The organism is Collimonas arenae (assembly GCF_000786695.1).
Classification (GTDB): Bacteria; Pseudomonadota; Gammaproteobacteria; order Burkholderiales; family Burkholderiaceae_D; genus Collimonas; species Collimonas arenae_A.
In genome coordinates this window covers 5,319,445-5,344,144 of the sequence record NZ_CP009962.1, presented here as the reverse complement: position 1 = coordinate 5,344,144, position 24,700 = coordinate 5,319,445, and the positions used below count along the sequence as shown (strand labels likewise).

Genomic DNA, 24,700 nt, shown 5'->3' with positions numbered 1-24,700 from the left:
TATGTCCAGCGTGCAGCAACTTCTTTCCCCCGTTCATCCGCCCAGCCTTCAGATCATCCAGCGCGGCGTCGAATCTTACCCGGTCAGTTTTGACGCCATGCGTGCGTTTACTGCAGCGCGCAGCCTCGATACGCCCGACCAGTTGTGGATAGTCGAGCATCCGCCGGTGTATACATTAGGCTTGGGCGCAGATCCTGGCCATGTCCTGGCGCCGCACGAGATTCCTGTTATCCAGACCGACCGTGGCGGCGAAGTGACTTATCACGGCCCCGGACAGGTGGTGATTTACCTGTTGCTGGACCTGCGTCGCCGGCGTCCCGCCGCGCGCCTGTTCGTGCGCGAATTCGTGCAAAGTATTGAGCAGGCGGTGATAGACACGCTGGCAGCGTATAATCTGGCCGGTGAACGCAAGCCCGGCGCGCCTGGAATATATATTGCCGACGGTGCCTGGCAGGGTGCGAAAATCGCCGCTCTCGGCTTGAAAGTAAAAGCCAGCGGCTGCACCTACCACGGTGTGTCGCTCAATGTCGCGATGGACCTGACGCCTTTTTCCTGGATCAACCCATGCGGCTACGAAGGCCTGCAAACCGTTGACATGAAAACACTAGGCGTTGATATAGCTCTCTCTGAGATGCAGTTAGCGCTTGCTCACAAACTGATAGAACGTTTTAACTGAGTCTCCTCCCGAGACTCCAGCAAGGACTTGCCTAGACCATGACTACCGAAACCACGCCGTCGCAGCCCACTGAACCCGTAGTTGCAACTGCTAGCTACAATCCATCCGAAAAGCAGAAGGGCGCCAGCAAGACTGCACGCATCCCGATCAAGATCATCCCGATCGAGCGCCTGAAAAAGCCGGACTGGATCAGAGTCAAGGCGGCGTCGCCTTCCTCGCGTTTCTATGAAATCAAGGACATCCTGCGCGCCAACAACCTGGTGACGGTGTGCGAAGAAGCCAGCTGCCCGAACATCGGCGAATGCTTCGGCAAAGGCACGGCCACCTTCATGATCATGGGTGACAAGTGCACCCGCCGCTGCCCGTTCTGCGATGTCGGCCATGGCCGTCCGGATCCGCTCGACGTCAACGAGCCGGAAAACCTTGCCAAGACCATTGCAGCGCTGAGACTGAACTACGTCGTCATCACCAGCGTTGACCGTGATGACCTGCGCGACGGTGGCGCCGGCCACTTCGCCGACTGTATTCGTCACGTGCGGGCGCTGTCGCCGAATACCCGTATCGAAGTCCTGGTGCCCGACTTCCGCGGCCGCATGGACCGTGCGCTGGAAATTCTCAATATGGCGCCGCCGGACGTGATGAATCACAATCTGGAAACCGCCCCACGCCTGTACAAGGAAGCGCGTCCCGGTTCGGACTACGAATATTCGCTGAACCTGCTGAAGCGCTTCAAGGCCCTGCATCCGAACGTCCCAACCAAATCCGGCATCATGGTCGGCCTCGGCGAAACCGACGAAGAAGTGCTGCAAGTGATGCGCGACATGCGCGCCCACGACGTTGACATGCTGACCATCGGCCAATACCTGATGCCAAGCGGGAATCACCTGCCGGTACGGCGCTATGTCCATCCTGATGTTTTCAAAATGTACGAAGAAGAAGCCTACAAGATGGGCTTTGCCCACGCTGCGGTGGGCGCGATGGTGCGCAGCTCCTATCATGCGGACCAGCAGGCACATGATGCTGGCATGGTTGTAGATAATCAGTAGAAAACTCTTTTTTATGCAGTAAGCCGACATGGATTTTCATCCTTCCAAAGGATGAAAATCCATGTCGAATTGACCAGTTCGGCGAACTAGCCTTCCCTCACAGGGTGTTTGGCCGGAAACAACCTTCCGCTCTATTGCATGTGTCGCGTGTACCAGACGATAGCTATTGCGACAATCCCAGTGTTTTACACTCCTCCCAGAATCCACAACTGCCGTCAAGCAGCAGCGCAAGTGCCCCTTTTTCTTGCAGAATTGATCCTATTTAACGGATTCGCTCGCCTTGTGATGCAAGGACAGTAACTCGATCGTACGGCCCCTAAAAATTCCGATAAGCTGCAGCTACTGGCTCACGAGCCGCGTGGCGCGATTGCTGCTGTTGAAGGAAGATGTGGTCCAACAGTTCACGCTGGCAGGGATCGCGGGGTTTGCTTGGCGGAGATTGGAGATATCCGGCTAAGTTTTTCCTAAGTATTGGCTGGTAGCTTCGCCATCGCGCAGATTCTTTCGGGGACAGGCATTGCTTCGCCGGGCACATGACACAACGGCAATTGCCTGGATTTACCGCATGGGAATTTTCCTGCATCGCCATCTCCCATATCAAAAAAGATACAGCATGAAATTGAAAAGATCCTGGTACTTGGCTGCTGCCCTTTGCGCTGTGGCAGTTTTGTACTTTGGCGCTGCCAGGTCGGGCCTGTTTGGCCATGTCAAGAAGGGCGGCGACGCCAGACCGGCGATTGCGGTCAAGTTTGCGCTGGCCGAGCGCGGCAACGTGCACAGCTACCTGGACAGCGCCGCCACTGTGCAAGCGTTGAATACGGTAGTGGTGCATGCGCGGGTGGATGGCCAGATCAGCAAAGTGCTGTTCCAGGAAGGAAAAAGTGTCAAGAGCGGCGAGGTGCTGGTCGAGCTCGACCGCCAGCCGTTTGAAGTGCAGCTGCGCGCTGCGCTGGCGCAAAAGCAGAAAGACCGCGCGCAATTCGACAACGCCAGACTTGATCTGGGGCGTTACGAAACGTTGGCGAAAACCGAATCGGGCACCATGCAAACGCTAGACACGACGCGCGCGCTGGTGGAGCAATTGCGGGGTACGCTGAACGGCGATGAGGCGCAAATCGACCTGGCTCGCCTGCAGCTGGATTACGCCACTGTGCGGGCGCCGATGGATGGACGGCTGGGGGCGAGGCTGGTCGATGCCGGCAATCTGGTCCACGCCGGCGACACCACCGGCCTGGTCATCCTTAGCCAGATCAAGCCGATAGCGGTGACCTTCTCGCTGCCGCAGGGCGTGTTAGCTGTATTGCGCCAGCAGCAGGAGCGCCAGGTTCTGCGCGTGCTGGCATTGGCCGACGATGGCAAGGCGGTGCTCGATGAAGGCGATCTGACGCTGATAGAGAGCCAGATCGATCCGCTCACCGGCACCATCCGTTGCAAGGCAATTTTTAAAAACGCCCAGGAAAATTTGTGGCCGGGCGCCTTTGTCGCGGTGCGCGTGCAGCTCAACGATTTGCCGAATGTCGTATCAGTGCCGAGCACCGCGATCCAAGCGGGAGCCAAGCGTCCGTTCGTGTATATCGTCAAGCCGGACAACGTCGTCGAATCCAGGGAAATAACGACCGGGCCGCTGGCCGACGGCCGCAGCGTCGTCCTGGCTGGATTAACCGGCGGCGAGCGGGTGGTGGTGGAAGGCCAGTTCCAGCTTGAGGATGGCGCTCGGGTGGAGCCCAGGGATGCCGCTGTCGCCAAAGCCCTCGCACGTTAATCTTTCCGGACTGATGCCTTGAACCTCTCCGCATGGTTTATCCGACGCCCGGTAGCGACATTCTTGCTGATGCTGGGATTGTTGTTCGTGGGCGTCGCCAGTTACACGCAGTTGCCGATCGCCGGTGTGCCGCAGGTGGATATCCCGACCATTTCGGTGAATACCTCCTTGCCAGGCGCCAGTGCCGAAACTGTCGCATCCTCCATCACTTCGCCGCTTGAGCGGGCGCTCGCCATCCTGCCAGGCGTTACTTCGCTGACCTCTTCCAGCTCGCTTGGCGTCAGTTCGATCAGCGTGCAGTTCGACCTGGCGCGCAGCGTCGATGCAGCTGCCCTGGACGTGCAAAGCGCGATCAATGCGGCGCTGGGCGACTTGCCAAAGGACTTGCCGCATCCGCCGACTTTCGAGAAAAAGAATCCATCGGACGCGTTGCTGATGACGATCGCCGTTTATGCCGATCACCTGCCGATCGGCCAGGTCGACGATTACGTCGAGAATTTCCTGACGCCGGAACTCGCACGCGTGCGCGGCGTCGGTGCGATTGATTATCACGGTCAGCAAAAGCCGGCGGTGCGGATTCAGATTGATCCGGGGCGCATCGCAAGCATGGGCTTGACCATGGAAGATGTACGCCAGCGGATTAGCGAATCAACCGCGAACGGTCCGAAAGGCAGCCTGAACGGCGACCGGCAAGCGATAACGCTCGATACCAGCGATCAGCTCAGCGTAGCGGCGCAATATGGCGATATTGCACTGACCTCGCGCAATGGCGCCATTGTCAAATTGCGCGATGTGGGCACAACCATCGCCGGCGTCGAAGATGTTCGCCAGAGCGCCTGGCTTGGCCAGCATCAGGCGGTCATGATCGATGTACACAAGCAGATAGGTTTCAACGTGAACGCCACCGTGGCGAGCATCAAGGAAGTATTGCCCGCACTGCAGCGCAACCTGCCGCCGTCGCTGCACCTGGTGTTGCTGGGCGACCGTACCCAGACCATCCGCTCCTCGGTCAGTGATGTCCAGTTCACCCTGTTCATCACCTGCCTGCTGGTGGTACTTGTCGTCTACCTGTTTCTGGGCAGCCTGCGTGCGACCTTGATTCCTGCGATCGTGATTCCGCTGTCGCTGTTCGGCACCATGGCCGCCATGTACGGGCTGGGCTATACCCTGGACAATGTCTCGCTGATGGCGCTGACCATTTCCATCGGTTTCGTGGTGGACGATGCAATCGTGATGCTGGAAAATATTTTGCGTCATGTGGAAGAGGGAATGGATCCGCAAGCCGCGGCGTTCCAAGGCTCGCGTGAAATCGGCTTCACGATCTTTTCCATGACGATCTCCCTGGTGGCGGTATTCATACCGCTGTTGTTCATGGGCGGCGTGGTGGGGCGTTTGTTCCGCGAATTTGCCGATACCGTTGCGATAGCCATCCTCATTTCCGGTGTGGTGTCACTGACGCTGACGCCGGTTCTCTGTGCCCGCTTTCTCAACCCGCAAACGGTTCACCGCGGCCTGTTTCACCAACGCTGCGAGAAAGTCCTTGAGCGCTTGCGGCAAGGCTACGCCCGCGGTTTGCGCGCCGTGCTGCGGCATCAGCCGTTGACCTTGGGCGTGATGCTGGCGACGCTGGTAGTCACGTTGGGAATCTACGTCTACATTCCCAAGGGATTTTTCCCGCAGCAGGATAACGGCCTGATCGCAGGCGTCACCGAAGCCTCACCCGATATTTCCTACCCGGCGATGCTGGAGCGGATGCAGTCGCTGGCGGCCGCGGTCAGGAAAGACGACGCTGTCGAGAATGTCTATTTCTCGATTGAAGGCGATCCCTCCACCAATGTCGGACGATTGCTGATTGACCTGAAGCCTTTTGAAAACCGCAATGTCTCGGTTTACCAGGTCATCGACCGTATCGGCAAGCGGGTCAAGAATATCCCGGAAATTACACTACACATGCAAGCTCGGCAGGATTTGCAGATTGGCGCCCGCGTCAGCAAAACCCAATTCCAGTACACGCTGCGCGACGCTAATTTGGCAGAGCTGCAGCAATGGGGGCCGCGCATGCTGGCGGCGTTGCGGACCCTCCCTGAACTGCGCGACGTCGAAGGCGATTCCCAGCCTACCGCGCCACGCTTGCAGATTGTGCTGGACCGCGACGCGATGGCGCGCCTCGGGGTCAACGTCCAGGCGGTTGACGACACCCTGTACGACGCCTTCGGCCAGCGCCAGGTCGCCAGTTTTTATACGCAAGTCAGCATCTATCGGGTGATTCTGGAGGTCGATCCGCGCTTCCAGTTGGATGCGAATGCGCTTGGCCGCATTTACGTGCCGTCCAAGAGCGGCGTTCCGGTACTCTTGAGCGCCATCAGCAGACTTGAAAGTTCGGCGGCGCCGCTCACGGTGAATCACGACGGCCAGTTTCCAGCCACCACCCTGTCATTCAACCTGGCGCCGGGACAAGCCTTGGGCGATGCGATCAACGCCATCAATGCGAAAGAGCGGTCGATGGCCAAGCCTGCCGGTTTGAGCTCGGTCTTTGCGGGCAGCGCGCAAGCCTTTCAAGAGTCGCTGGCCAACCAGCCGTTCCTGATCCTGGCGGCGCTGTTGACCATCTATATCGTACTCGGCATGCTGTATGAAAGCTTTATCCATCCAATCACGATCATGTCCACGCTGCCGTCAGCCGGTATCGGCGGTTTGCTGGCGCTACTGCTGCTGCACTACGATTTTTCCCTGGTGGCGCTGATCGGGATCATGCTGCTGATCGGCATCGTCAAGAAGAACGGCATCATGATGGTGGACGTCGCCATCGTCGAGGAAAATGCCGGCCTGTCGCCCGAAGAGGCGATTTACAAAGCATGCCTGTTGCGATTCCGGCCGATCATGATGACCACCATGGTCGCCTTGCTAGGCGCCTTGCCGCTGGCTCTGGGCAGCGGCGCGGGGTCCGAATTGCGGCGGCCGCTAGGGATCGCCATGGTCGGCGGCCTGCTGCTGTCACAAGTGTTGACCTTGTATACGACGCCGGTGGTGTATCTGTATATGGACCGCCTGGTGCAAAGATTCCGCCGCCGTCGCTTGCAAGGCAGCGGCGGAGAGATTTGACTGCGGCATTTACGGATCAGCGGTTGATCAGTTCCAACTCTGGTTTGTTGTAACGCTGACCTACGATCCGGTCCTCGTCCAGCACTGTGCGGATAGCGGCGAGTTCATCAGCGCGTAATACGATATCCGCCGCCGCGGCATTCTCTTCCAGATGCCTGATTTGCCGCGCGCCAGGAATCGGCACGATGTAATCGCCCTGCGCCAGCAGCCATGCCAGCGCCAGTTGCGCCGGCGTGCAGCCGCGTTCGCTGGCCAGCGGCGTGAGCGCGTCCAGCAGGATGCGGTTGCTTTGCAGCGCGCCTTCCTGGAAACGCGGCAAGCTGCGGCGGAAGTCATCGGCCGCCAGTTGCTGGGGGCTGTTGATTTTGCCGGTCAGGAAGCCGCGACCAAGCGGACTGTACGGCACAAATCCTATCCCCAACTCGGCGCATAGCGGCAAAATCTCTTGCTCCTGGTCGCGGCTCCACAAGGAGTATTCCGATTGCACTGCGGCGATCGGATGCACCGCATGCGCGCGGCGCAAAGTGGCGGCCGACATTTCCGACAATCCAAGATGCCGGACTTTACCGGCGCGCACCAGATCGGCCATGGCGCCGACCACGTCTTCGATCGGCACCTGCGGATCGACCCGGTGCTGGTACAGCAGATCGATGGTTTCCACACCGAGCCGCTTGAGAGACGCTTCGACCACATCGCGCACGTGCTGCGGCCGGCTATCGACGCCGACCAAACGCGCCGTGCCTTGCACCTCTTTGCTTTCCGGCAGGATCTTGAAGCCGAATTTGGTGGCGATGGTGACCTTGTTACGCACCGCCTTGAGGGCGCGCCCGACCAGTTCTTCGTTGACGTAAGGGCCGTAAAGTTCGGCGGTATCGAAATGGGTGACGCCAAGGTCGACCGCATGTTGCAGGGTCTTGATGGAGGTCGCATCGTCGCTGGCGCCGTAGCCGAAGCTCATGCCCATGCAGCCCAGGCCGATGGCGGAAACTTGCAGGCCGTTGCGGCCAAGTGTGCGGGTTTTCATTGGAATTGTTCCGTAGGTTGTGATGACAGGCTCAGTATCTCTTGTGCAATTACCGTTGATAAGTCATGTTATATTTCATGTAATACTGAAAATATTTCATCAATGAGCAAACCCGACCTGACTGAACTGGACGCCTTTGCCAGCGTTGCCCGCCATCGCAGCTTTACCAAGGCGGCGCTGGAATGCGGGGTTTCCGCCTCGGCGCTGAGCCACGCCATGCGTACGCTGGAAAGCCGTCTTGGCGTGCGCTTGCTCAACCGCACCACGCGCAGCGTGACGCCGACCGAGGCCGGCGAACAGTTGCTGACGCGCCTGGGGCCGGCGTTGCGCGAAATCGGCGAGGCGCTGGACCAGGTCAACCAGTTTCGCGATACCCCGCGTGGGACCTTGCGGCTGAACGTCCCGCGCACGGCGGCGCGCTGGCTGCTGGCCCCGGTGTTCGCACGCTTCCTGGCGGCATATCCGGAAATCCGGCTGGAAGTGGTGACCGACGACAGTCTGGTTGATATCGTTGCGCAGGGTTTCGACGCCGGCATCCGCTTCGGCGAGACCCTGGCGCGCGACATGATCGCACTGCCGATGGGGCCGCCGCTGCGCCTGATCGTAGTCTGCTCGCCGCTGTATGCAGCGCGTCGTGGCTTGCCGCGCCATCCGCAGGACTTGAAACAGCATGCCTGCATCGGCCGCCGCTTTCCCAGCGGCGCACTCTATGCATGGGAGTTTGCCAAGGACGGCGAGGCGCTGGCGGTTGCGGTCGACGGCCCTTTGCTACTGGACGATGATGAGTTGATGCTGGGCGCGGCGCTGGACGGCATCGGCCTGAGTTATCTCTATGAAGAACAGGCGCGGGAATGGCTGGCGCAAGGCCGGCTGGTGCGGGCGTTGGACGACTGGTGCCCGCCGATGCCAGGTTTCTTCCTCTACTATCCGAGCCGCCGCCAGTTGCCGACCGCCTTGCGCTTATTCATTGAAATGCTGCGCGCCAGCCTGGAACGATCAAGGTAGGGTGTCGTTGGAGAGACTGTTTTTACTGCTATGTTGCAAGTTTTTCGGGGTATCCTTGATCGCAATTAAGTAGGATATAAGTAGGATATTTCATCGATTGCACTTCAGGAGCCAGCCCATGATCCGCATCCGTTTGATTCCTCTACTTGCCGCCGCCTGCCTGGTTTTCCCTGTGGCAGCCATGGCGCAGCAGGCATTTACCAGCAAGCCTGTCAATTTGCGCGCCGGTCCGGCGCGCGACTATCCGCTGGTGGCCCAGCTTGCCCCGGGCACGCCGGTATCGGTGGCCGGTTGCATCAATGGTTATAGCTGGTGCGATGTCACTTTACCGGATGGCAATCGCGGCTGGGTTTATGCACAGAACCTGAATTATCCGTACCAGGGCAACCAGGTGCCGTTGATTAACTACGGTAGCGCCATCGGATTACCGATCGTCGTCTTTTCGTTGGGGACGTATTGGGGGCGGTATTATCGCGGCCGGCCGTGGTATGGCCAGCAGTCGCACTGGGCGCACCGGCCGCATCGTCCGCGGCCACCGGCAGTACGGCCGCCGCCAAGACCGCATCCGCGGCCGCCGGCGATCTTGCCAGGAAAGCCGCGTCCACCTGGATTAGGTGGTGGCCAGCGGCCGCCGCCAAACGGTATCAGGCCGCCAAGTGGCAGACCTCCGGGCGGAGGGCGTCCACCGCATGGCGGCAACCGGCCTCAGCCTCGCTGATTGACGAGAGCGCGTCCGGCACAAGACCGGCGTCTCCCCAGCTTATTTTCCGCGTCGCATTTGCGCCAACGTCGCGAGTTGTGCGGTGGCTTGCGCCAGCTCCGCTTGCGCTAGTGCATAGTCGATATCCGAATGGAGGTTTTGCAAACGTTCCTCGGCTTTCTGCCGCGCCAGGGTGGCTTTGGCTTCGTCCAGGTCCTTGCCGCGGATTGCGGTGTCGGCCAGGATAGTGACGGCATGCGGCTGGATTTCGGCGTAGCCGCCGGCGACATAAATGAAATCGTCTTCGCCGCTGGGGCGTTTGATATGGACTGCGCCCGGCCTCAGGCGCGTCAGCAGCGGCGTATGGCCGGGCAGGATGCCGAGCGAACCTTCGATGCCCGGCAGGGTGACTAATCCGGCGCTGCCAGCGTACAGCTCGCCTTCCGGACTAACGACGACGACTTGAGTTTCCGACATACGGGTTCCTGTTGCAAGACTCGATCTTCAGGGAGTAACGAATCTCCCAGTCGAGTCTATGATACAAGATCGGCCGTACCAGAATCAGGAAATTCGCTGAACTGGCGCGGGCGGCATTCAATGCAGCTGGCCGCCGCCTTCGACGACATCTTGTTGCAAGGTCATGGCGCTCTGGATTGCCGTACGCAAGCCTTCAATCACGGTGTCCAGCGCCAGGCTTGGCTGGCCCGGATGACGCGCCGCCTGCGATGGAATGTAGGGGATGTGGATAAAGCCGCCGCGTATCGCCGGCGTGTGCTGCGTCAGCTGATGCAGCAAGCCGTAGAACACATGGTTGCAAACGAAGGTGCCGGCGGTTTGCGATACTTCAGCCGGGATGCCGGCGGCACGCATCGCCTTGACCATGCTCTTGATGGGCAAGGTCGAAAAATAGGCAGCGGGGCCGTCATTGTAGATAGGCTGGTCGATCGGCTGGCGGCCGGCGTTGTCGGCAATCCGCGCATCGTCGACATTGATCGCAACGCGTTCCAGCGACAACTGGCTGCGGCCGCCGGCCTGGCCGACGCATATCACCAGCGCCGGCTTGAATTCCGTGAGCATCTGGTCCAATACTTCCAATGCCTTGCCGAACACGCAAGGCAGCTGGCGTGCCACTACCTGAGCGCCTTGGCATTGCCAGCCCTCAAGCGCACGCACCGCTTCCCAGGAAGGATTGAGCGGTTCTTGTTCGAACGGTTCGAAACCGGTTAACAGGATATTTTGGGTAGTCATAAATTGTGCCTTAGTTGACCGCTTCCATCGCCAGCATGGCGAAGGTCGCCAGCCAATGCTCGCCGGCGTATTCGCCGCTGACCACATTGGGCAGGCCGGCTTCGATATGGCGTCTTGCCGCGGCGCTCAGGATAGGACCCGCCGGATCGCTTTCCGGCAGGCGTCGCGCAATCCGTTTCATGCACCAGGCGCGGCTCAGGTTCAAGCCGTTCAGGTGGGCGATCTTGGGATCGCTATGATCGCTGACGTCGGCCGGATTCATCAGGCGGCCGATATCGCCCAATGCCGGCAGATACTGGGCGAACCAGTCGGGGAAAACATTCGGCTCCAGCACATCCGACATCAGCAAGGCTTCGGTCAGCGCCGCCGACAGGAATTCGTCGCCGCCCGGCTCGTAATGCGCCGGATAATTGCTGTCGCCCATGAAATAGCGGCAGGATGCGGTGACCACTGCGCTTTCCAGTTCTATATCGTTGCGGTGACGGGCGAAATCCAGGATCAGCTTCAAGGCGAAGGCGCTGTTGTAATGGGTGCCAACCCGGATCGCATAACTGAGCTTGGCGAAGTAACTGAATACGCGGCTGCGGATTTCTGCCACCAGCGGCTCCATGGCTGCCAGCCAGATTTTTGCCTTGGGATGCTGCCAGGTATCCAGTTCTTGCGCTAATGCCATGATCCAGGCCCAGCCGTAAGGGCGTTCAAACGATACGCGCCCAGGCGTCTGGAAGTAAGCCCGTTCCTGTTGCATGTTGGCGGCGGTGAAGTGTTCATCGAACAGCACAGCGATGTTGTCCTGCTGCGGCAACGTGGGATACTGCCTGGCGCAACGCGCCAGCAGCCAATAGCCATGCACCGCCGAATGCCAGTCGTAGCAGCCGTAGAACACAGGATGCAGCGCACGCGGCGAGAGCACGTCTTGCGGACCGTTGAGGGCATGCATGATGTGGTTCGGATATTCATGGCGCAGCGAGCGCAACGGCAAGGCTGCAAAAGCCGAAACCTGATCGAGAGTGAGGTGCATGGCTTCTCCTTAGCGGAAAATCAGGAAATACATCAGGAAAATATTGGCGACCAGCAGCGTCAGCGCCGTCGGGATTTGCGTTTTGATCACTAGGTATTTATCTTTAAGCTCCAACAATGCCGCCGGCACGATGTTGTAGTTGGCGCCCATCGGCGTCATCAATGTACCGCAATAACCTGCCAGCATGCCGATGGTCACCAGTGGCGCCGGATCGGCGTGCTGGCCGACAATCAGAAACGGCAGCGCGATGCCGGCGGTCAGCACCGGGAAGGCGGCAAAGGCGTTGCCCATGATCATGGTGAACAGCGCCATGCCGACGCAGTAGATTACCACCAGCATGAAGCGGTTGTGCGGATCGACGAACAGGCTAACGATTTCTTGCACCGATTTGCCGGTCTGGGCCACGACGAACACGCCGCCCAGCATCGCCAGCATTTGCGGCAGGACCGAGGCCCAGCCGATCGAATCCAGCAAGCGGCGCGATTCGCGGACAGCATGCAGCGGCGTACCGCCGGTCAGCTTCCAGCCGGCAAGGATGGCGCAGATACAACCGACGCATAGCGCGGCCAGGGTCAGCTGCTTCTGGTCGAGAATATACATGCCGCCAATGGCGACGTCTTTCAGGAGCACCGTGCACAGTACGGTGACTACCGGGATCAGTATCGCTGGCAGGAACAGCCAGTTACCCAGCTTGTTGGCTGAGGCCTGGCGTTGTTCGGCGTTGCGCTGTTTGTAAGTGCCGATCGACAGCAGGCCGCAACCGGCGATCAGCGAAATCAGCACGACAATCACGCCGACAATGCGATACGCCATCGGCTTGCCAAGCGTAGAGATCAGCAGGTCGCTGAACAGGAATACCGAACCGAACAGGAACCAGAAAAGCGCCGTGGTAACGCGCTTGGGATTACCCTTGTCGCGCAGGGTCATGCCGACCAGCAGCATCAGGATGACGCCGATCAGATAGTAGATTTCGTTGATGGTGATCAGTGCGCTCATGCTGTCACCTCATTGGCGTTGGACGCGTTGGTTTTTTTCCATGCATCGACGTCGCGCTGGATGCTGGCATCCAGTCGCACCAGGCGGAACATGTGGATGGCGAGCGCAGCGAGAGCGGTCGGGATAGCCCACAGGCCGAGATGCAAGGGTTCGATGCCGGCGATGCCGTTTTCCTTGAGGAAGGCGTCCATCAGCAGCACGGCGCCGAAGGCGATGAAAATATCTTCACCGAAGAACACGGCGATGTTGTCGCAGGCAGCAGAGTGGGCGCGCAGCTTGTCGCGTATGTGTTGCGGCAGGTCGCCGTGGCGTGCTGCCGCAGCGCCTTCCACCATCGGCGCCAGCAATGGCCGCACGGTTTGTGCCTGGCCGCCGATGTAGGTGAGCCCGAGCGCACCAAAACCCTGGCGCAACACGAAATACAACATCAGGATACGGGCGGAGGTGGCGCTGGCCAGGCTGGAGATCCAGTCTTGCGCACGCTCTTTCAAACCGTAGCTTTCCAGCAGGCCGATGATCGGCAGGATCAGCACATAGACTGCCAGCGAACGGCTGTTGATGAATTTTTCGCCGAAGGTTTCCAGCAAGGTACCGGGGTCCATGCCGACCGAAAGGCCGGTCGCCAGCCCTGCCACGGTGACTACCAGAAGGGGGTTGAATTTAAGCGCAAAACCAGCCACCACAATGGGTATGCCTATCAGCGGCAGTAATTCCGTTACGGTCATTGCTATCTCCTCATGTTGATGACGGTCGTTGCTGCGCCGTCGATTTTATTAACTACATTCTGTGGTGATCGATATTCCAAAAAAATTAACCGAGCAAAGGAAACAAGGTATCGCCGCCGCTCATCTGCGGGGCGCGAATCGCTATCCCTTGCTGCGTAAGCTCGCCATGGATGCGCCGTGCAAAAGCCAGTGCATGCGCACCGTCGCCGTGCAGGCAGACGGTATCGGCCTTGACCTCTGCCCAGCTGCCGTCAATTGCATATACCTTGCCCTCGCGGATCATATGCATGGTTTGTGCCAGAGCCTGTTCTTCATCTTCGATCAGCGCGCCCGGCGTGCCGCGCTTGACCAGGCTGCCGTCGGCCATGTAGCCGCGGTCGGCAAATACTTCTTCTACCGCGTGCAGGCCGGCGCGGTGGGCGGCGGCGATCAGTTCGCTGCCAGCCAGGCCGAACAGCGCCAGCGACGGATCGATATCGCGGATCGCGGCGACGATGGTGTCTGCCAGATCCGCATCGCGTGCGGCCATGTTGTACAGCGCGCCATGTGGCTTGACGTGCGCCAGCTGCGCACCGTGGGCGCCGGCAATAGCTGCCAGCGCACCGATCTGGTACTGCACACCGCTATAGATTTCGTTGGCAGGCAGTTGCATTTCGGTGCGGCCGAAATTGTCGCGGTCGGGAAAGCTCGGATGAGCGCCGATGGCGACTCCTTGCGCTACCGCCCATCTGACGCATTGCTGCATCATCAGGGCGCTGCCGGCGTGCCAGCCGCAAGCGATATTGGCTGAACTGACCAGCGCCAGCAGCGCTTCGTCGCTGCCATTGTCTTGTTCGCCGAGATCGGCGTTGAGATCTACCTGCCGTGATTTGTCTTTTCTGGGCATCATCTGCTCCCCGTCGTCATTTGGCCGGACGCAGCCAGTGCATCGCGGATTCGATTTGTTGTAGATACAAGGCTTCTTCGCGCAATGCGTCGCGCGCCTCGGTGGCGTCGGTTTCGACGAATTGCAAAGTACGGTTGAAGCGCAGTTGCGCCAGCTTTGCCAGGTCGGCCCCGATCACGACGCCGATCTTCGGATAACCGCCGGTGGTCTGCGCATCCGCCATCAGCACGATCGGCTGGCCTGCGGGCGGCACCTGGATCACGCCGGGCAGTACGCCATGCGATAGCAGGTCGCCGCCTTTTTTTATTTTCAATTCAGGTCCGCTCAGGCGGAAACCCATGCGATTGCTTTGCGGCGTCAAGGTCCAGTGATCGTTCCAGAACGCCTTTTGCGCAGCAACGCTGAACATGCCATATTCGGGGCCGGGGATAACGCGGATCGCCAGCGATTCGGCATCGTCGGGTTCGTACCAGGATGGCGCGCGTACGCCAAATGAAGGGGCAGTGTGAACCGCGGCCTCTGGCTTATCCAGCGCGCCGGCGGAGAGAGCGTCGCCTTCCGTCAGTGCGCGACCGCCGTGGCCGCCGAAGCCTGCTTGCAAATCGGTGGCGCGCGAACCCAGCTGGGCCGCAGAGTTGATGCCGCCAGCGACTGCGAGGTAGGTACGCATGCCGTGGCGCGCCGCATTCAGTTTGAGGATCTGGCCTGCGCGGGCGCACACACTCCACCACGGCAGCAGCGGCCGGCCGGCCAGGGTCGCGCCGAAATCGGCGCCGCCGAGGGCGATGCGGGTGTCGACGGTAAATTCCAGCTCGCAAGGACCGAGTGTAAATTCGATGGCAGCGCAGTCACGCGGATTACCCACCAACAGATTGGCGATGGCTAGCGCGGTGCGGTCCAGCGCGCCGGATTGGCAAATGCCGAGATGGCGAAAGCCGTTGCGGCCCATGTCCTGGACCGAGTTGATGCGGCCGGCGCGGATGATCTTGATCATGCCAGCACCTCGCTGGCGACAAAACGCACGCGGTCGCCGGGTTGCAGCAAGGTTGGCGGATTGAAGCCGGGATCGAACAGTTGCAGCTCGCTGCGGCCAATCAGTTGCCAGCCGCCCGGCGAGGCCGCCGGATAGATCCCGGTCTGGCTGCCGCCGATGCCCACCGAGCCGGCAGGCACAACCAGGCGAGGCTCGCTGCGGCGCGGCGTCGCCAGTTTGGGATCAAGTCCGCCGAGATAGGGGAAACCAGGCTGGAAGCCGATGAAATAGACAATGTATTCAGCCGCCGTGTGGCGCTTGACGATTTCCGCCGGCGACAGGCCAGTGTGAATCGCTACCTGCTCCAGGTCGGGGCCGCTGTCGCCGCCATATATCACGGGAATCTCGATTTTCCTGCCAGCCTTCTGGCTGATCAGATCTGCATCCCAGGCGGTCTGGAGTTTCTCGGCCAGTTGCGCGCCGTCGGTCGCCAGCGGGTCGAACAGGATGGTCAGGTTATTCATGCCAGGCACCACATCGCTCACGTACGGCCAATGCGTCGCCTTGGCCGCGATCGCCCACAGGCGTTGCTGGCATTCGAGAGTGGCGTTGGCTCCGGTGTTCAATATCAGAGCATTTTCGCCAAGAGCTTGTATGACGGGTTGAGTCATTGCGGCCGGATTCTTTCTGCACGAAATCAGCGCGGCAGGATCGAGTCCGAGCGCCGTCGGACAATGCCGGTGGCGATTTCCTCTGCCCTTCACTGATCAGATCAATATTTACATTGCTCAGAAAATAATTGCGAACAGCTGTCGTTGAAACATCCCGAATCCCCTGTCCCCAACCAGCTTACTCTTTGTAAATCAGAGTTTAAGCAAAGGGCAATATCGTTCATCAAAAATAAAATGTCAATAATTTGTATGTAAATAGTTTATATTCCTGTTGAAATACAGATGTTCAACCACCTCAGATTCAGCCTGGTTTTTGCGTAACTGGTTGTATGATTTGGTTTTCTTGGCGTTTAGCGAGATACCTATGAACGTTGCCGCACCTAAAATCCTGTCTTCCGCACATCTGGCTTCGGAAAGCAGCGTCGAATTGTCTGAACTTGAATATGCCTTGATTATTGCGGGTAATGCGTTCAATCGCTGGATGTCGCGCTGCATGTCTGCCGCCGGGGTCAAGGATATGACACCAGTCGAAGTTTCTTTGTTGCACCATGTGTGCCACCGCGAACGTAAGAAAAGCCTGGCCGACATTTGCTTCGTGCTCAATATCGAGGATACACACATTGCCAGTTATGCTCTGAAAAAACTGGTGAAGGCGGGCTATATACAAAGCGAGAAAGTCGGCAAGGAAGCTTATTTTTCCGCCACCGAGGAAGGTTATGCGCTCTGTCTCAAATACCGTGAAATGCGCGAAGAGTGCCTGATCACCGTGCTGTCCGATACCGGTCTCTCGAATCAGGCGCTGGGCGATGCGGCGAAATTGCTGCGCACGGCCTCCGGCTTGTACGACACCGCTTCGCGTGGCGCGACTTCGAGGTAGGCGTGAACGCAGGGCGGTCATAAAAAAAGGCGCTCAGGGCGCCTTTTTGGTTTATGTTGCTAATGCCTTGTCTAGTAGTGCATGCAACTCGGCGAACTTGGGCTCGCCTACGTAGCGCTTGATGATATTGCCTTGCTTGTCGATGACGAAGGTAGTCGGCGTCAGCCTGACGTCGCCGAAGGCATCGGCCAGCTTGCTTTGCGTATCCAGCGTGACCTGAAACGGCAGGCTGCGGGTCTGAACGAAATTCACGACGTAATTCGGCTGGTCGTAACTCATCGCCACAGCGACATAATCCAGGCCCTTGTCTTTGTAGGCATTATAGGTCTGCACCATTTGCGGCATTTCCGCGACGCAAGTGGTGCAACTTGTAGCCCAGAAATTCACCATCACGACTTTTCCGCGCATGCTCTTCAGCGATACTTGTTCACCTTTGAGATTGGTGAAACTGACATCGGGCGCAGCATGTGTATTTGACATCGACATGTAACCGCCTACCGCCAGCGCCACCACAACGGCTACGGCTGACAGTTTTATCCAGAGCCGCTTGCCAGCAGTGTTTTCAATTTGAGCTTGCATGACAGAAATCCAATACGGGCGAAGCCCGAGAACAATCATTATAGCTATCTGCCGCCGGCTCTGCCTGAAAGCGAAAATTTGCAGTGAGCTGTAACAGTGAAATCGAGAGTGCCTGCCACGCAGGCGCTGCGCATGGAGGCGTTGCAAATGCTCGCGATAGCCAAACTATCGCTGCGCTGTGCGCCTGACCCTGCGCGTCCTTCACTCCCAATTTCACTGTTACAGTCCACTAATTATCGAACTGCCAGGGATAGGCTTGATAGGTGGCGGCAACGGCAGGCGGGATCGGTGCTTCGATGCCGGCGCAAATGGCGCGTAAGATGTCAGCGCTGGAAATCTGCAAGGCCTCGCCGCCATCGGCTGCTGCCAGCAGCGCCTTGACCAGTTGCGGCTTGGCGAGCGGCGCCAGCTGATTGACGTTGTCCAGCGCCTGCCGGACGCGCGGAAAGCTGAGCGTCGCGCCGTCGCAATAGTCATGGCTGGCAAGCTTGAGTTCAGGGCAGGCGGCAGCGCCGCGCAGGAAAGCGGTCAGCCGCGCTGCGGTCACATCGGTGCGGCCGGCCGGCACTGCCACGTGGGCCACCAGTGATAGCAGCAGCGCGACGTCTGCGCTCAAGTCCGACAGCCGATTGAATCTGATCGGCACCAGACGTCCGGCGCGTGGCGCCAGGCGGCGCGTGAGGACGGTCTGCAATACAAACTCGGCTAGCGTGATACGGCTGTCGGCGGCGATAAGTTGCTCGACAATCGCTAGCAAGCGATCACGGTCGGCTTGCGCCAGTTGCCGCAGCGCCGGCGCGGCAAGATCAACCAAAGGCAGGCGGGCGCTGAGCGGCAGCTGGGCCACAGCTTCGGCCAGGAAGGTGGTTAATGCAGCTTGTTGCGGCGTTTCCTTCTTGAGGATGGCCAGTTGTGTATCGCGTTCTGCGCCTTCACCCAGCAACAACGCATACACGACGGCGCAAGCGCCAGCCGGATCGCGCACCGCGCCATCGAGTTGCGGCGACAAAGGAGATTTCATGCCGCTGCTGTTACCGAATTCAAGCGAAGGTGTTGCTGCTGCGCCGGATACAGTAACTGGAGCGGGCATGCTAGTCGATGCGACGGCGCTGGCAAAGCCGGCGGCGGCAAACGGCAAGTCCGCCAGACGTTCAGTGGTTTCGGCATAAGGCGTGGACAGTTCAGGCGCTTCCAGCGGCGACATGCTTCTGCCGTAAATTCGTTTCAGGCGTTCAGTCAGTGGCGGATGGGTGGCGAACCAGCCGTCCAGCAGATTGGGGCGGGCGCTGCCGAGAAACAGATGCGACAGCTGTTCTGCGTTGGGGTGATTGATCTGCGAGCCGATTTTTTTGCCATCGGTAAGGCCGCCTATCTTGCGCAAGGCGCCGCCGATGCCTTCCGGATTACGGGTGAATTGCACTGCGCTGGCATCGGCCAGAAATTCGCGCTGGCGCGACACCGCAGATTTGATCACGCGGCCGAAGAAGATGCCGATATAGCCAACCACGAACAGTGCCAGGCCAGCAAACAGCATGATTAGCTGCCACGGCGGTCCTTTGTCGTCGCGGCTACTAGATGAAAATCTGCCGAAATTCATCAGTTGCTGGCCAAAGCCGGCAATCATCTGGATGCCGAACAAGACGCCGATCAGATGTACATTCAAACGCATGTCGCCATTCAGGATATGACTGAATTCGTGGCCGACCACGCCTTGCAACTCATCGCGCGTGAGCCGGTTGAGGGTGCCGCGCGTAACCGCAACCACCGCTTCATTCTGGTTGTAGCCAGCGGCAAAGGCGTTGATTGAATCTTCTTGTTCCAGCAGATAAACCTTGGGACAGGCGATGCCGGAAGCCAGCGCCATTTCCTCTACGACGTTGAGCAATCGGCGTTCTTGCAGGTCGCCGGTGGCAGGCGAGACCAGGCGGCCGCCAGCCATCTGCGCCACGGCGTCGCCGCCGTCGCGCAAATTGAACGTCTGGATCAGGGTGCCGCCGCCGATCAACGCCAGCGTGATCAGGGTATTGATGGCGAAGAAACCCTTGGGATAGCTGCGCATCAATTCATGATGGCCGCCGAACTTGAAATTCCACAGTAGTGCCATCGCCAGGTTGACGGCGATAACGATGGCGAGGACTGCCAGCGCGAACAGGAATACCAGTTTCTTGGTCTCCTGTCGCGCCTGGTGCTGCTGTTCAAAGAAGGTCATGTAGACGGTTCAGTCAAAGGCTTTGTCAAATTTAACTAAGAGGTTGTTGCAAACACAGATGGCTAGGCGCTCCGACGAAGACAGTACGAGTAATACGGCTAGGAGGGTGTAGCAGGGGTTTCAGGCGACACTGTCGTCTGTCTGCGGAACGGCCCGGGCTTGCAAGCCCGGGCGCGCCCTGCAAGGGCAACAACGCCAGGTGTGTTTGCAACAGCCTCTAAAGACCTTAAAACGTGACCTTGACTGCCTTGCGTTCTTCCGGCGCTTCGGTCGCTTGCAGCAACTCAGCCGGCTTGAACGCAAACATATTCGCCAGGATCGAGCCCGGGAACTGTTCGATTGCCGTGTTGTATTCCATCACGCTGTCGTTGTATGCCTGGCGCGAGAAGCCGATCTTGTTTTCGGTGCCGGTCAACTCTTCCGTGAGCTGCATCATGTTCTGGTTAGCCTTCAGGTCCGGATAGGCTTCCGATAAGGCGAACAGTTTGCCAAGGCTGGCGCTCAGCGCGCCTTCGCTGGCCGCCATCTGCTGTACTGCAGCAGCATCAGTAGCGTTGCCGCCGACTTTGGCGTTTGCGGTGACCGCCTGGTTGCGCGCCGAGATCACTGCTTCCAGTGTTTCGCGCTCATGTTTCATGTAGCCTTTGGCAGTTTCCACCAGATTCGGAATCAGGTCGTAACGCCGTTTCAGCTGGACGTCGATCTGCGCAAAGGCGTTCTTGAAGCGATTGCGAAAGCTCACCAGACCGTTATAAATGCCGACAATCCAAAAGACGATGACAAGCACGATTGCCAGAAAGATGATGAAGCCGATCATGTTTTTTCCCCAAAAAAAAGCCGCCGAACATTTGTTCAGCGGCAACGTTACTTGAGTAATTGAGGAAATGCAAGCCGCTCCCGGCTCACCTGCTGTTTTTAAGGCTGTGTGGATGGCTTGGCCGATTCCCTTGGCGCAGATGACATTTGTGTCAATTCGTCTTCGGTAATGTATTCAAACACCTTGACAACTTTTTGCACGCCACTCACGCCGGCAGCGATTTCACCTGCGCGCTTGCCTTCACGTTCCGTCACCCGGCCCATCAGGTAGACATTGCCGCGTTCGGTCACAACCTTGATGGAATTGCCGAATACGTCCTTGGCGTCGACCAGGGAAGCGATGACTTTGCTGGTGATATAGGTATCGTTGGAGCGCGAGGAGAAGGAAGACGGCGCGCCAATCGCCAGTTCATTCGCTACCGAATGGACGTTTTCAATCGATTGCGCTTCGCGTTCCGCCGCCGCCTTAGCGGCATCGTCGCGTACTTCGCCGGTCAGCAACACCTTGCGGTTGTAGCTGGTGGCGTTGACATGCCCATCCTGGCCGACGACGCCGGGAATCCGGGTTTCAGCCTTGACCATGATGGCTTTGTCTTCAGTCTGCGCGCCCAGAGTGCGGCGATCCGTTGCGGCAAAGCCGCCAGCCACCGCGCCGCCCAGCGCCAGCGCCACGCAACCTTGCAAGCCCATCACCACAGCGCCGCATAATGCGACTGCCGCCAACGGTCGTTGCAACGTGCTCCAGCCTACTTGTCGCTTAGTTTGCCCATCAATCATTCGCATCTCCTCCAAATAAAGCGACATCGATGCCGTCGCATAAGCAGTGAATCGTTAGCAGATGGACTTCCTGGATGCGCGCGGTGCGGTCGTGCGGCACACAGATGTGGACATCTGCTTCAGTCAGTTTCTTGCCGATGGCGCCGCCCCCTTTGCCGGTCATGGCTACCACCCGCATGTCGCGCTCCAGCGCGACATCGATAGCCGCCAGGATGTTGGCCGAATTACCTGAGGTCGAAAACGCTAACAATACATCGCCGGCTTGTCCAAACGCTTGTACCTGCTTGGAAAAGATTTCGTTGTAGCTGTAATCGTTGCCGACCGCGGTGATGATCGAGGTATCGGTTGTCAGCGCCAATGCAGGCAGCGGCAAGCGTTCCCGCTCGAAGCGTCCCACCAGTTCTGCGGCAAAATGCTGGCAGTCGGCAGCCGATCCGCCGTTACCGCAGGCAAGAATCTTGTTGCCATTGGACAGCGCTGAGAACATAAGTTCCACTGCGCTCGCAATCGGCGCCGCCAGGACTTCTGCTGCATGGGCCTTGAGTTCGGCGCTTTCATTGAAGTGCGCCAATATACGTTGAGTTATCATGATGTCGGTATTGAGAGTGAAATGCTGTGGCCGTATGGCGTGTTGAGCTTGGTGTTAGTCAGGTTAGTCAGTTTCTGGTCCTGATTATAGCGGCCTCTAGGGCCTGTTGACATATGATTTGGGAGTGCGAACGCGCGGCAGGCGTTGCGTGCCTAGGCGCAGCGACGCGACGTAGCGGTGCTACGGCAAGGAGATGCAACAACGGCATGCGACGCCTGCAGCCGTTCCCGGAGGGTTCAAGCCAAACCGTGCGCTGGCCGCGTTGCATGGCTTGCTGGGGCTGAAGCCCCAGCAAGCCACGCGCCTTGCCAGCACACGGTTTGACTTGAACGCATCTCCCAAATCATATGTCAACAGGCCCTAGGCTTCAAATGCCTGTTTGATCCAGTCGATGGTTTGGTCGTTCATGGCCAGCACGTCGAAACGGCAGGCAGGCGGATGCTGGTAGCGTTGCAGAAAAACCTGCGCGGCGAGAATCAGCTTGGCCTGCTTGCCGGCCGTCACGCTGGCTGCTGCGCCGCCATAGCGTGGGTTGCTACGTTGCCTGACTTCGACAAATACCAGTAATTCCTGCGCGCCTTTATGCGTTGCCGGTTCGGACAGGATCAAATCGATCTCGCCACCCTTGCAACGAAAATTTCTTTCGACCAGTTTAAGTCCTTGCCGCTGCAAATAGATGAGCGCCTTGTCTTCTGCCAATTTGCCGCTGGTTTGGCTGCTGAAGATTGTCTTGAGCATTCTCATCAATTGGCCAGCCCTGTTTTCACGGGATGTCGAGCGGCATGACGATACCGTTCTGATATGCCGCCGTCGGTTCGACCCGCTCAAAGCCGGGTGTGCCTGCGCCGAAATTGACATTCAGTTTACCGGTGACGCCGTCGATCTGGAATACGGTATTGCGCGCGGCGACTTCGTGGGCGATGCGGAAAGCATCGATGCCGAGTGCATACAAGCGTTCCATATCGGCGTTACGGCGCTGATCGGCGGCCACTTCATGACGCGGGTAAATCATCACCGCAGGGTTATCCGGCTGTACTTGCCAAGGAATGTCCACCAGCCGTACGCCATTCAGTTCGGGGATTTGATGATCGGGATTGCTGTCGCCGAGGGTCAGCGGGTTTAACTGCGAAATTCCGAAGATCGGCGTCTGGTCGCCAATTGCGATGCGTATCTGCTTGGTCTGGTCGGCATTCAGTGCGGCAAACAGCAAACGCGGCATTTCGCCCTCGACCCGTTGTTGCAACTGGGTCAGCGCATCGACATTGAAGACGCCGTTTTCCAGGCTGAGCGTTACTACTTCGGCATGCAGTCCACTGCCTTGGATCTGTTGCGCGAAAGCGCTGGCGACCCGTTTCTGCCAGGCGGTACTGGTGCTCAGCACCAGTACCTTGCCGGGTGCGTAATCGGTGCCGACCCAATTGGCGACCTGGCGCGCCTCGGCTTCAATCGACAGGCCGATGGGCAATAACTGTGTCGGCAAAACAGCATCCTTGCCGCCCGAGAAATCCGGCTGGGTCAGGGCGATCGTCGGTTTTTCCACTTTGCCGTTCTGGATGATGGCGGTCAGGCCGGTACGCGACAGCGGTCCCACCAGGATATCGTATTTTTTGCTGGCGGCATTGTACGCGGCGAGCATGTCGCTGGGGGTATCGGCAGCTTCGATCACGGTCACCGCCAGACCACTCTTGTCGCGTTCGTAGGCATTCAGAAAGCCGCTGCGCACCGCATCGGCCGCCGCCCCCAAGGGACTGGAGCGCAAAGGCAACAATAAGGCGATGCTGGCCAGCGGAATGGTATTGCCGTCGGCGTCCGCGTTGGCGGCATCGCCGGTGGTTGTGTTTGCCAGCGCAGGCGGGCACAATCCGTTCAACAGGATACCCGCCGCTAGCGCCAGCTTGGCCCATTTATATAACATTCATAACTCCCAATGACTCATCAATCTGCCAATGCCCTCATCAACCCAGCAATTTTGGATGAGGTGGCGCAGCAAGCGTATCCAGCTTCAACATTATATGTGCTGGCCACACCGATCGGAAATGTCTGCGATATCAGCCTGCGCGCCCTGCATGTATTGTCGCTGGTCGACGCCGTGGCCTGTGAAGACACGCGCAATACCGCCCATTTGCTGGGCCGCTATGGCTTGTCCAAGCCCTTGCTGGCGGCGCACGAGCACAACGAGCGGGAAGTTGCGGAAAAAATCGTAGCCCGCTTGCAGGCAGGAGAGCGTATCGCACTGGTGTCCGATGCCGGCACGCCGGCGGTGTCGGATCCTGGCGCCCGCATCGTCGATGCGGTGCTGAGGGCGGGGTTGCGCGCCTTGCCGTTGCCGGGGCCGTCGGCGGCGGTGACGGCATTGTCAGTCAGCGGCCTGGTCAACGACCAGTTCCAGTTCATTGGATTCTTGCCAAGCAAGGCGCGTCAGCGCGAGATCATCCTGGCCGGACTGGCGGGCGCCAGTGCAACGCTGGTGCTGTATGAAGCGCCGCACCGCATTATTGAAACCGTCGATGCCCTGTTGCAGGCCTTCGGGCCGGAGCGCCAGGTGGTGCTGGCGCGCGAGCTGACCAAATTGTTCGAGAGCGTGCACCGTTGCGCGCTGGGCGAAGCGCCGGCCTGGCTGGTGGCTGACGCCAACCGGCAGAAGGGCGAATTTGTGCTGCTGGTCGAAGCGGCGCCGGTAGCGCGCGACGACAGCGCCGAAGGTGAGCGGGTGTTACAAATATTGCTTGCGGAATTGTCGATCAAGCAAGCTTCCGCGTTGGCGGCGCAGATCACCGGGCAAAAGAAAAATGCCTTGTATGAGCGAGCGTTAGCTTTGAAAGATGCGTAACGCGGGATAAGATGTCTTTAATATTTTCCATGTTTTTTTGTTATTGATAAGTTTGTACCTCTTTTGAAGCGGGCAAGGTTTCAACAAGACCGGTGCAGAAATATAGGCACAAAAATGCCTGGATGAGGATGTATTTTAGCAACGGCAGCTATACGGCAAATTAGTTTCCGCGCAAGGTTCGATAGTAA

The 24,700-nt window shown here is 58.9% G+C and carries 24 protein-coding genes; 8 read left to right on the top strand and 16 right to left on the bottom strand.

What is annotated here, in order from left to right; translation table 11 throughout:
* Position 1: 1 nt before the first annotated feature.
* From lipB to LT85_RS23620, 4 genes are all read left to right on the top strand, one after another.
* Positions 2 to 676 carry a lipoyl(octanoyl) transferase LipB gene (gene lipB / locus LT85_RS23635; RefSeq protein WP_052135423.1) on the top strand — a complete coding sequence of 225 codons (675 nt, stop codon included), beginning with the start codon at positions 2 to 4 and terminating at the stop codon, positions 674 to 676.
* 38 nt (positions 677 to 714) lie between these two features.
* A complete protein-coding gene (lipA, locus tag LT85_RS23630; RefSeq protein WP_038493936.1) occupies positions 715 to 1,722 on the top strand; it encodes a lipoyl synthase in 1,008 nt (335 codons plus the stop codon).
* A 613-nt stretch (positions 1,723 to 2,335) separates the two neighbouring features.
* Complete coding sequence (locus LT85_RS23625; protein ID WP_052135422.1) at positions 2,336 to 3,484, top strand: efflux RND transporter periplasmic adaptor subunit; 1,149 nt, start codon at positions 2,336 to 2,338, stop codon at positions 3,482 to 3,484.
* A gap of 18 nt (positions 3,485 to 3,502) precedes the next feature.
* Positions 3,503 to 6,586 (top strand): efflux RND transporter permease subunit, encoded by a 3,084-nt coding sequence (locus LT85_RS23620; RefSeq protein WP_038493934.1) that lies wholly within the window; start codon positions 3,503 to 3,505, stop codon positions 6,584 to 6,586.
* A gap of 16 nt (positions 6,587 to 6,602) precedes the next feature.
* On the opposite strand, the gene LT85_RS23615 is transcribed toward LT85_RS23620, so the two are convergent.
* Positions 6,603 to 7,610 carry an aldo/keto reductase gene (locus LT85_RS23615; RefSeq protein WP_038493931.1) on the bottom strand — a complete coding sequence of 336 codons (1,008 nt, stop codon included), beginning with the start codon at positions 7,608 to 7,610 and terminating at the stop codon, positions 6,603 to 6,605.
* A 102-nt stretch (positions 7,611 to 7,712) separates the two neighbouring features.
* Here LT85_RS23615 and LT85_RS23610 point away from each other — a divergent pair, with 102 nt between their 5' ends.
* The gene (locus tag LT85_RS23610; RefSeq protein WP_038493928.1) at positions 7,713 to 8,615 is read left to right on the top strand and encodes a LysR family transcriptional regulator; all 903 of its coding nucleotides are present in this window, start codon (positions 7,713 to 7,715) and stop codon (positions 8,613 to 8,615) included.
* A 118-nt stretch (positions 8,616 to 8,733) separates the two neighbouring features.
* Positions 8,734 to 9,333 carry an SH3 domain-containing protein gene (locus LT85_RS23605; RefSeq protein ID WP_081992652.1) on the top strand — a complete coding sequence of 200 codons (600 nt, stop codon included), beginning with the start codon at positions 8,734 to 8,736 and terminating at the stop codon, positions 9,331 to 9,333.
* 42 nt (positions 9,334 to 9,375) lie between these two features.
* On the opposite strand, the gene LT85_RS23600 is transcribed toward LT85_RS23605, so the two are convergent.
* From LT85_RS23600 to pxpB, 8 genes are all read right to left on the bottom strand, one after another.
* Positions 9,376 to 9,792, bottom strand: a complete 417-nt coding sequence (locus LT85_RS23600) for a F0F1 ATP synthase subunit epsilon (RefSeq protein ID WP_038493925.1) — start codon at positions 9,790 to 9,792, stop codon at positions 9,376 to 9,378.
* A 117-nt stretch (positions 9,793 to 9,909) separates the two neighbouring features.
* Positions 9,910 to 10,563, bottom strand: a complete 654-nt coding sequence (gene pcp, locus LT85_RS23595) for a pyroglutamyl-peptidase I (protein ID WP_038493922.1) — start codon at positions 10,561 to 10,563, stop codon at positions 9,910 to 9,912.
* 10 nt (positions 10,564 to 10,573) lie between these two features.
* On the bottom strand, positions 10,574 to 11,584 hold the full coding sequence (locus LT85_RS23590; RefSeq protein ID WP_038493919.1) for a DUF2891 domain-containing protein: 1,011 nt from the start codon (positions 11,582 to 11,584) through the stop codon (positions 10,574 to 10,576).
* Positions 11,585 to 11,593: 9 nt separating this feature from the next.
* Positions 11,594 to 12,580, bottom strand: coding sequence for a DUF979 domain-containing protein (locus LT85_RS23585; protein ID WP_038493916.1), 987 nt, complete (start codon positions 12,578 to 12,580; stop codon positions 11,594 to 11,596).
* Positions 12,577 to 13,305 (bottom strand): DUF969 domain-containing protein, encoded by a 729-nt coding sequence (locus LT85_RS23580; RefSeq protein WP_038493913.1) that lies wholly within the window; start codon positions 13,303 to 13,305, stop codon positions 12,577 to 12,579. Before LT85_RS23580 ends, LT85_RS23585 begins: the two co-directional genes overlap by 4 nt.
* 85 nt (positions 13,306 to 13,390) lie before the next feature.
* Positions 13,391 to 14,191, bottom strand: coding sequence for a 5-oxoprolinase subunit PxpA (pxpA, locus tag LT85_RS23575; protein ID WP_038493910.1), 801 nt, complete (start codon positions 14,189 to 14,191; stop codon positions 13,391 to 13,393).
* Positions 14,192 to 14,207: 16 nt separating this feature from the next.
* Positions 14,208 to 15,185, bottom strand: coding sequence for a biotin-dependent carboxyltransferase family protein (locus LT85_RS23570; RefSeq protein WP_038493907.1), 978 nt, complete (start codon positions 15,183 to 15,185; stop codon positions 14,208 to 14,210).
* Positions 15,182 to 15,835, bottom strand: a complete 654-nt coding sequence (gene pxpB / locus LT85_RS23565) for a 5-oxoprolinase subunit PxpB (protein WP_038493903.1) — start codon at positions 15,833 to 15,835, stop codon at positions 15,182 to 15,184. The genes LT85_RS23570 and pxpB overlap by 4 nt, the downstream gene beginning before the upstream one ends.
* A 364-nt stretch (positions 15,836 to 16,199) precedes the next feature.
* On the opposite strand from pxpB, the gene LT85_RS23560 reads away from it, so the two are divergent.
* On the top strand, positions 16,200 to 16,712 hold the full coding sequence (locus LT85_RS23560) for a winged helix DNA-binding protein (RefSeq protein WP_038493901.1): 513 nt from the start codon (positions 16,200 to 16,202) through the stop codon (positions 16,710 to 16,712).
* 51 nt (positions 16,713 to 16,763) lie between these two features.
* Here the strand turns inward: LT85_RS23560 and LT85_RS23555 are convergent, their stop codons facing one another.
* From LT85_RS23555 to LT85_RS23525, 7 genes are all read right to left on the bottom strand, one after another.
* Positions 16,764 to 17,291: a peroxiredoxin family protein gene (locus tag LT85_RS23555; protein ID WP_038493898.1), complete on the bottom strand. Its 528-nt coding sequence runs from the start codon at positions 17,289 to 17,291 to the stop codon at positions 16,764 to 16,766.
* Positions 17,292 to 17,520: 229 nt separating this feature from the next.
* On the bottom strand, positions 17,521 to 19,500 hold the full coding sequence (locus tag LT85_RS23550; protein WP_038493895.1) for a M48 family metallopeptidase: 1,980 nt from the start codon (positions 19,498 to 19,500) through the stop codon (positions 17,521 to 17,523).
* Positions 19,501 to 19,726: 226 nt separating this feature from the next.
* Positions 19,727 to 20,317 (bottom strand): LemA family protein, encoded by a 591-nt coding sequence (locus LT85_RS23545; protein WP_038493892.1) that lies wholly within the window; start codon positions 20,315 to 20,317, stop codon positions 19,727 to 19,729.
* Between the two features lie 98 nt (positions 20,318 to 20,415).
* The gene (locus LT85_RS23540) at positions 20,416 to 21,093 is read right to left on the bottom strand and encodes a BON domain-containing protein (RefSeq protein ID WP_038493889.1); all 678 of its coding nucleotides are present in this window, start codon (positions 21,091 to 21,093) and stop codon (positions 20,416 to 20,418) included.
* The gene (locus LT85_RS23535; RefSeq protein WP_038493886.1) at positions 21,086 to 21,682 is read right to left on the bottom strand and encodes a phosphoheptose isomerase; all 597 of its coding nucleotides are present in this window, start codon (positions 21,680 to 21,682) and stop codon (positions 21,086 to 21,088) included. Before LT85_RS23535 ends, LT85_RS23540 begins: the two co-directional genes overlap by 8 nt.
* Positions 21,683 to 22,042: 360 nt before the next feature.
* Positions 22,043 to 22,426 (bottom strand): YraN family protein, encoded by a 384-nt coding sequence (locus LT85_RS23530; protein WP_038493882.1) that lies wholly within the window; start codon positions 22,424 to 22,426, stop codon positions 22,043 to 22,045.
* Positions 22,427 to 22,445: 19 nt separating this feature from the next.
* On the bottom strand, positions 22,446 to 23,597 hold the full coding sequence (locus tag LT85_RS23525; protein WP_038493879.1) for a penicillin-binding protein activator: 1,152 nt from the start codon (positions 23,595 to 23,597) through the stop codon (positions 22,446 to 22,448).
* Positions 23,598 to 23,609: 12 nt separating this feature from the next.
* On the opposite strand from LT85_RS23525, the gene rsmI reads away from it, so the two are divergent.
* Entirely contained in the window at positions 23,610 to 24,512 is a 903-nt protein-coding gene (gene rsmI, locus LT85_RS23520) for a 16S rRNA (cytidine(1402)-2'-O)-methyltransferase (RefSeq protein ID WP_038493876.1), read from the top strand.
* The last annotated feature ends 188 nt before the right edge of the window (positions 24,513 to 24,700 follow it).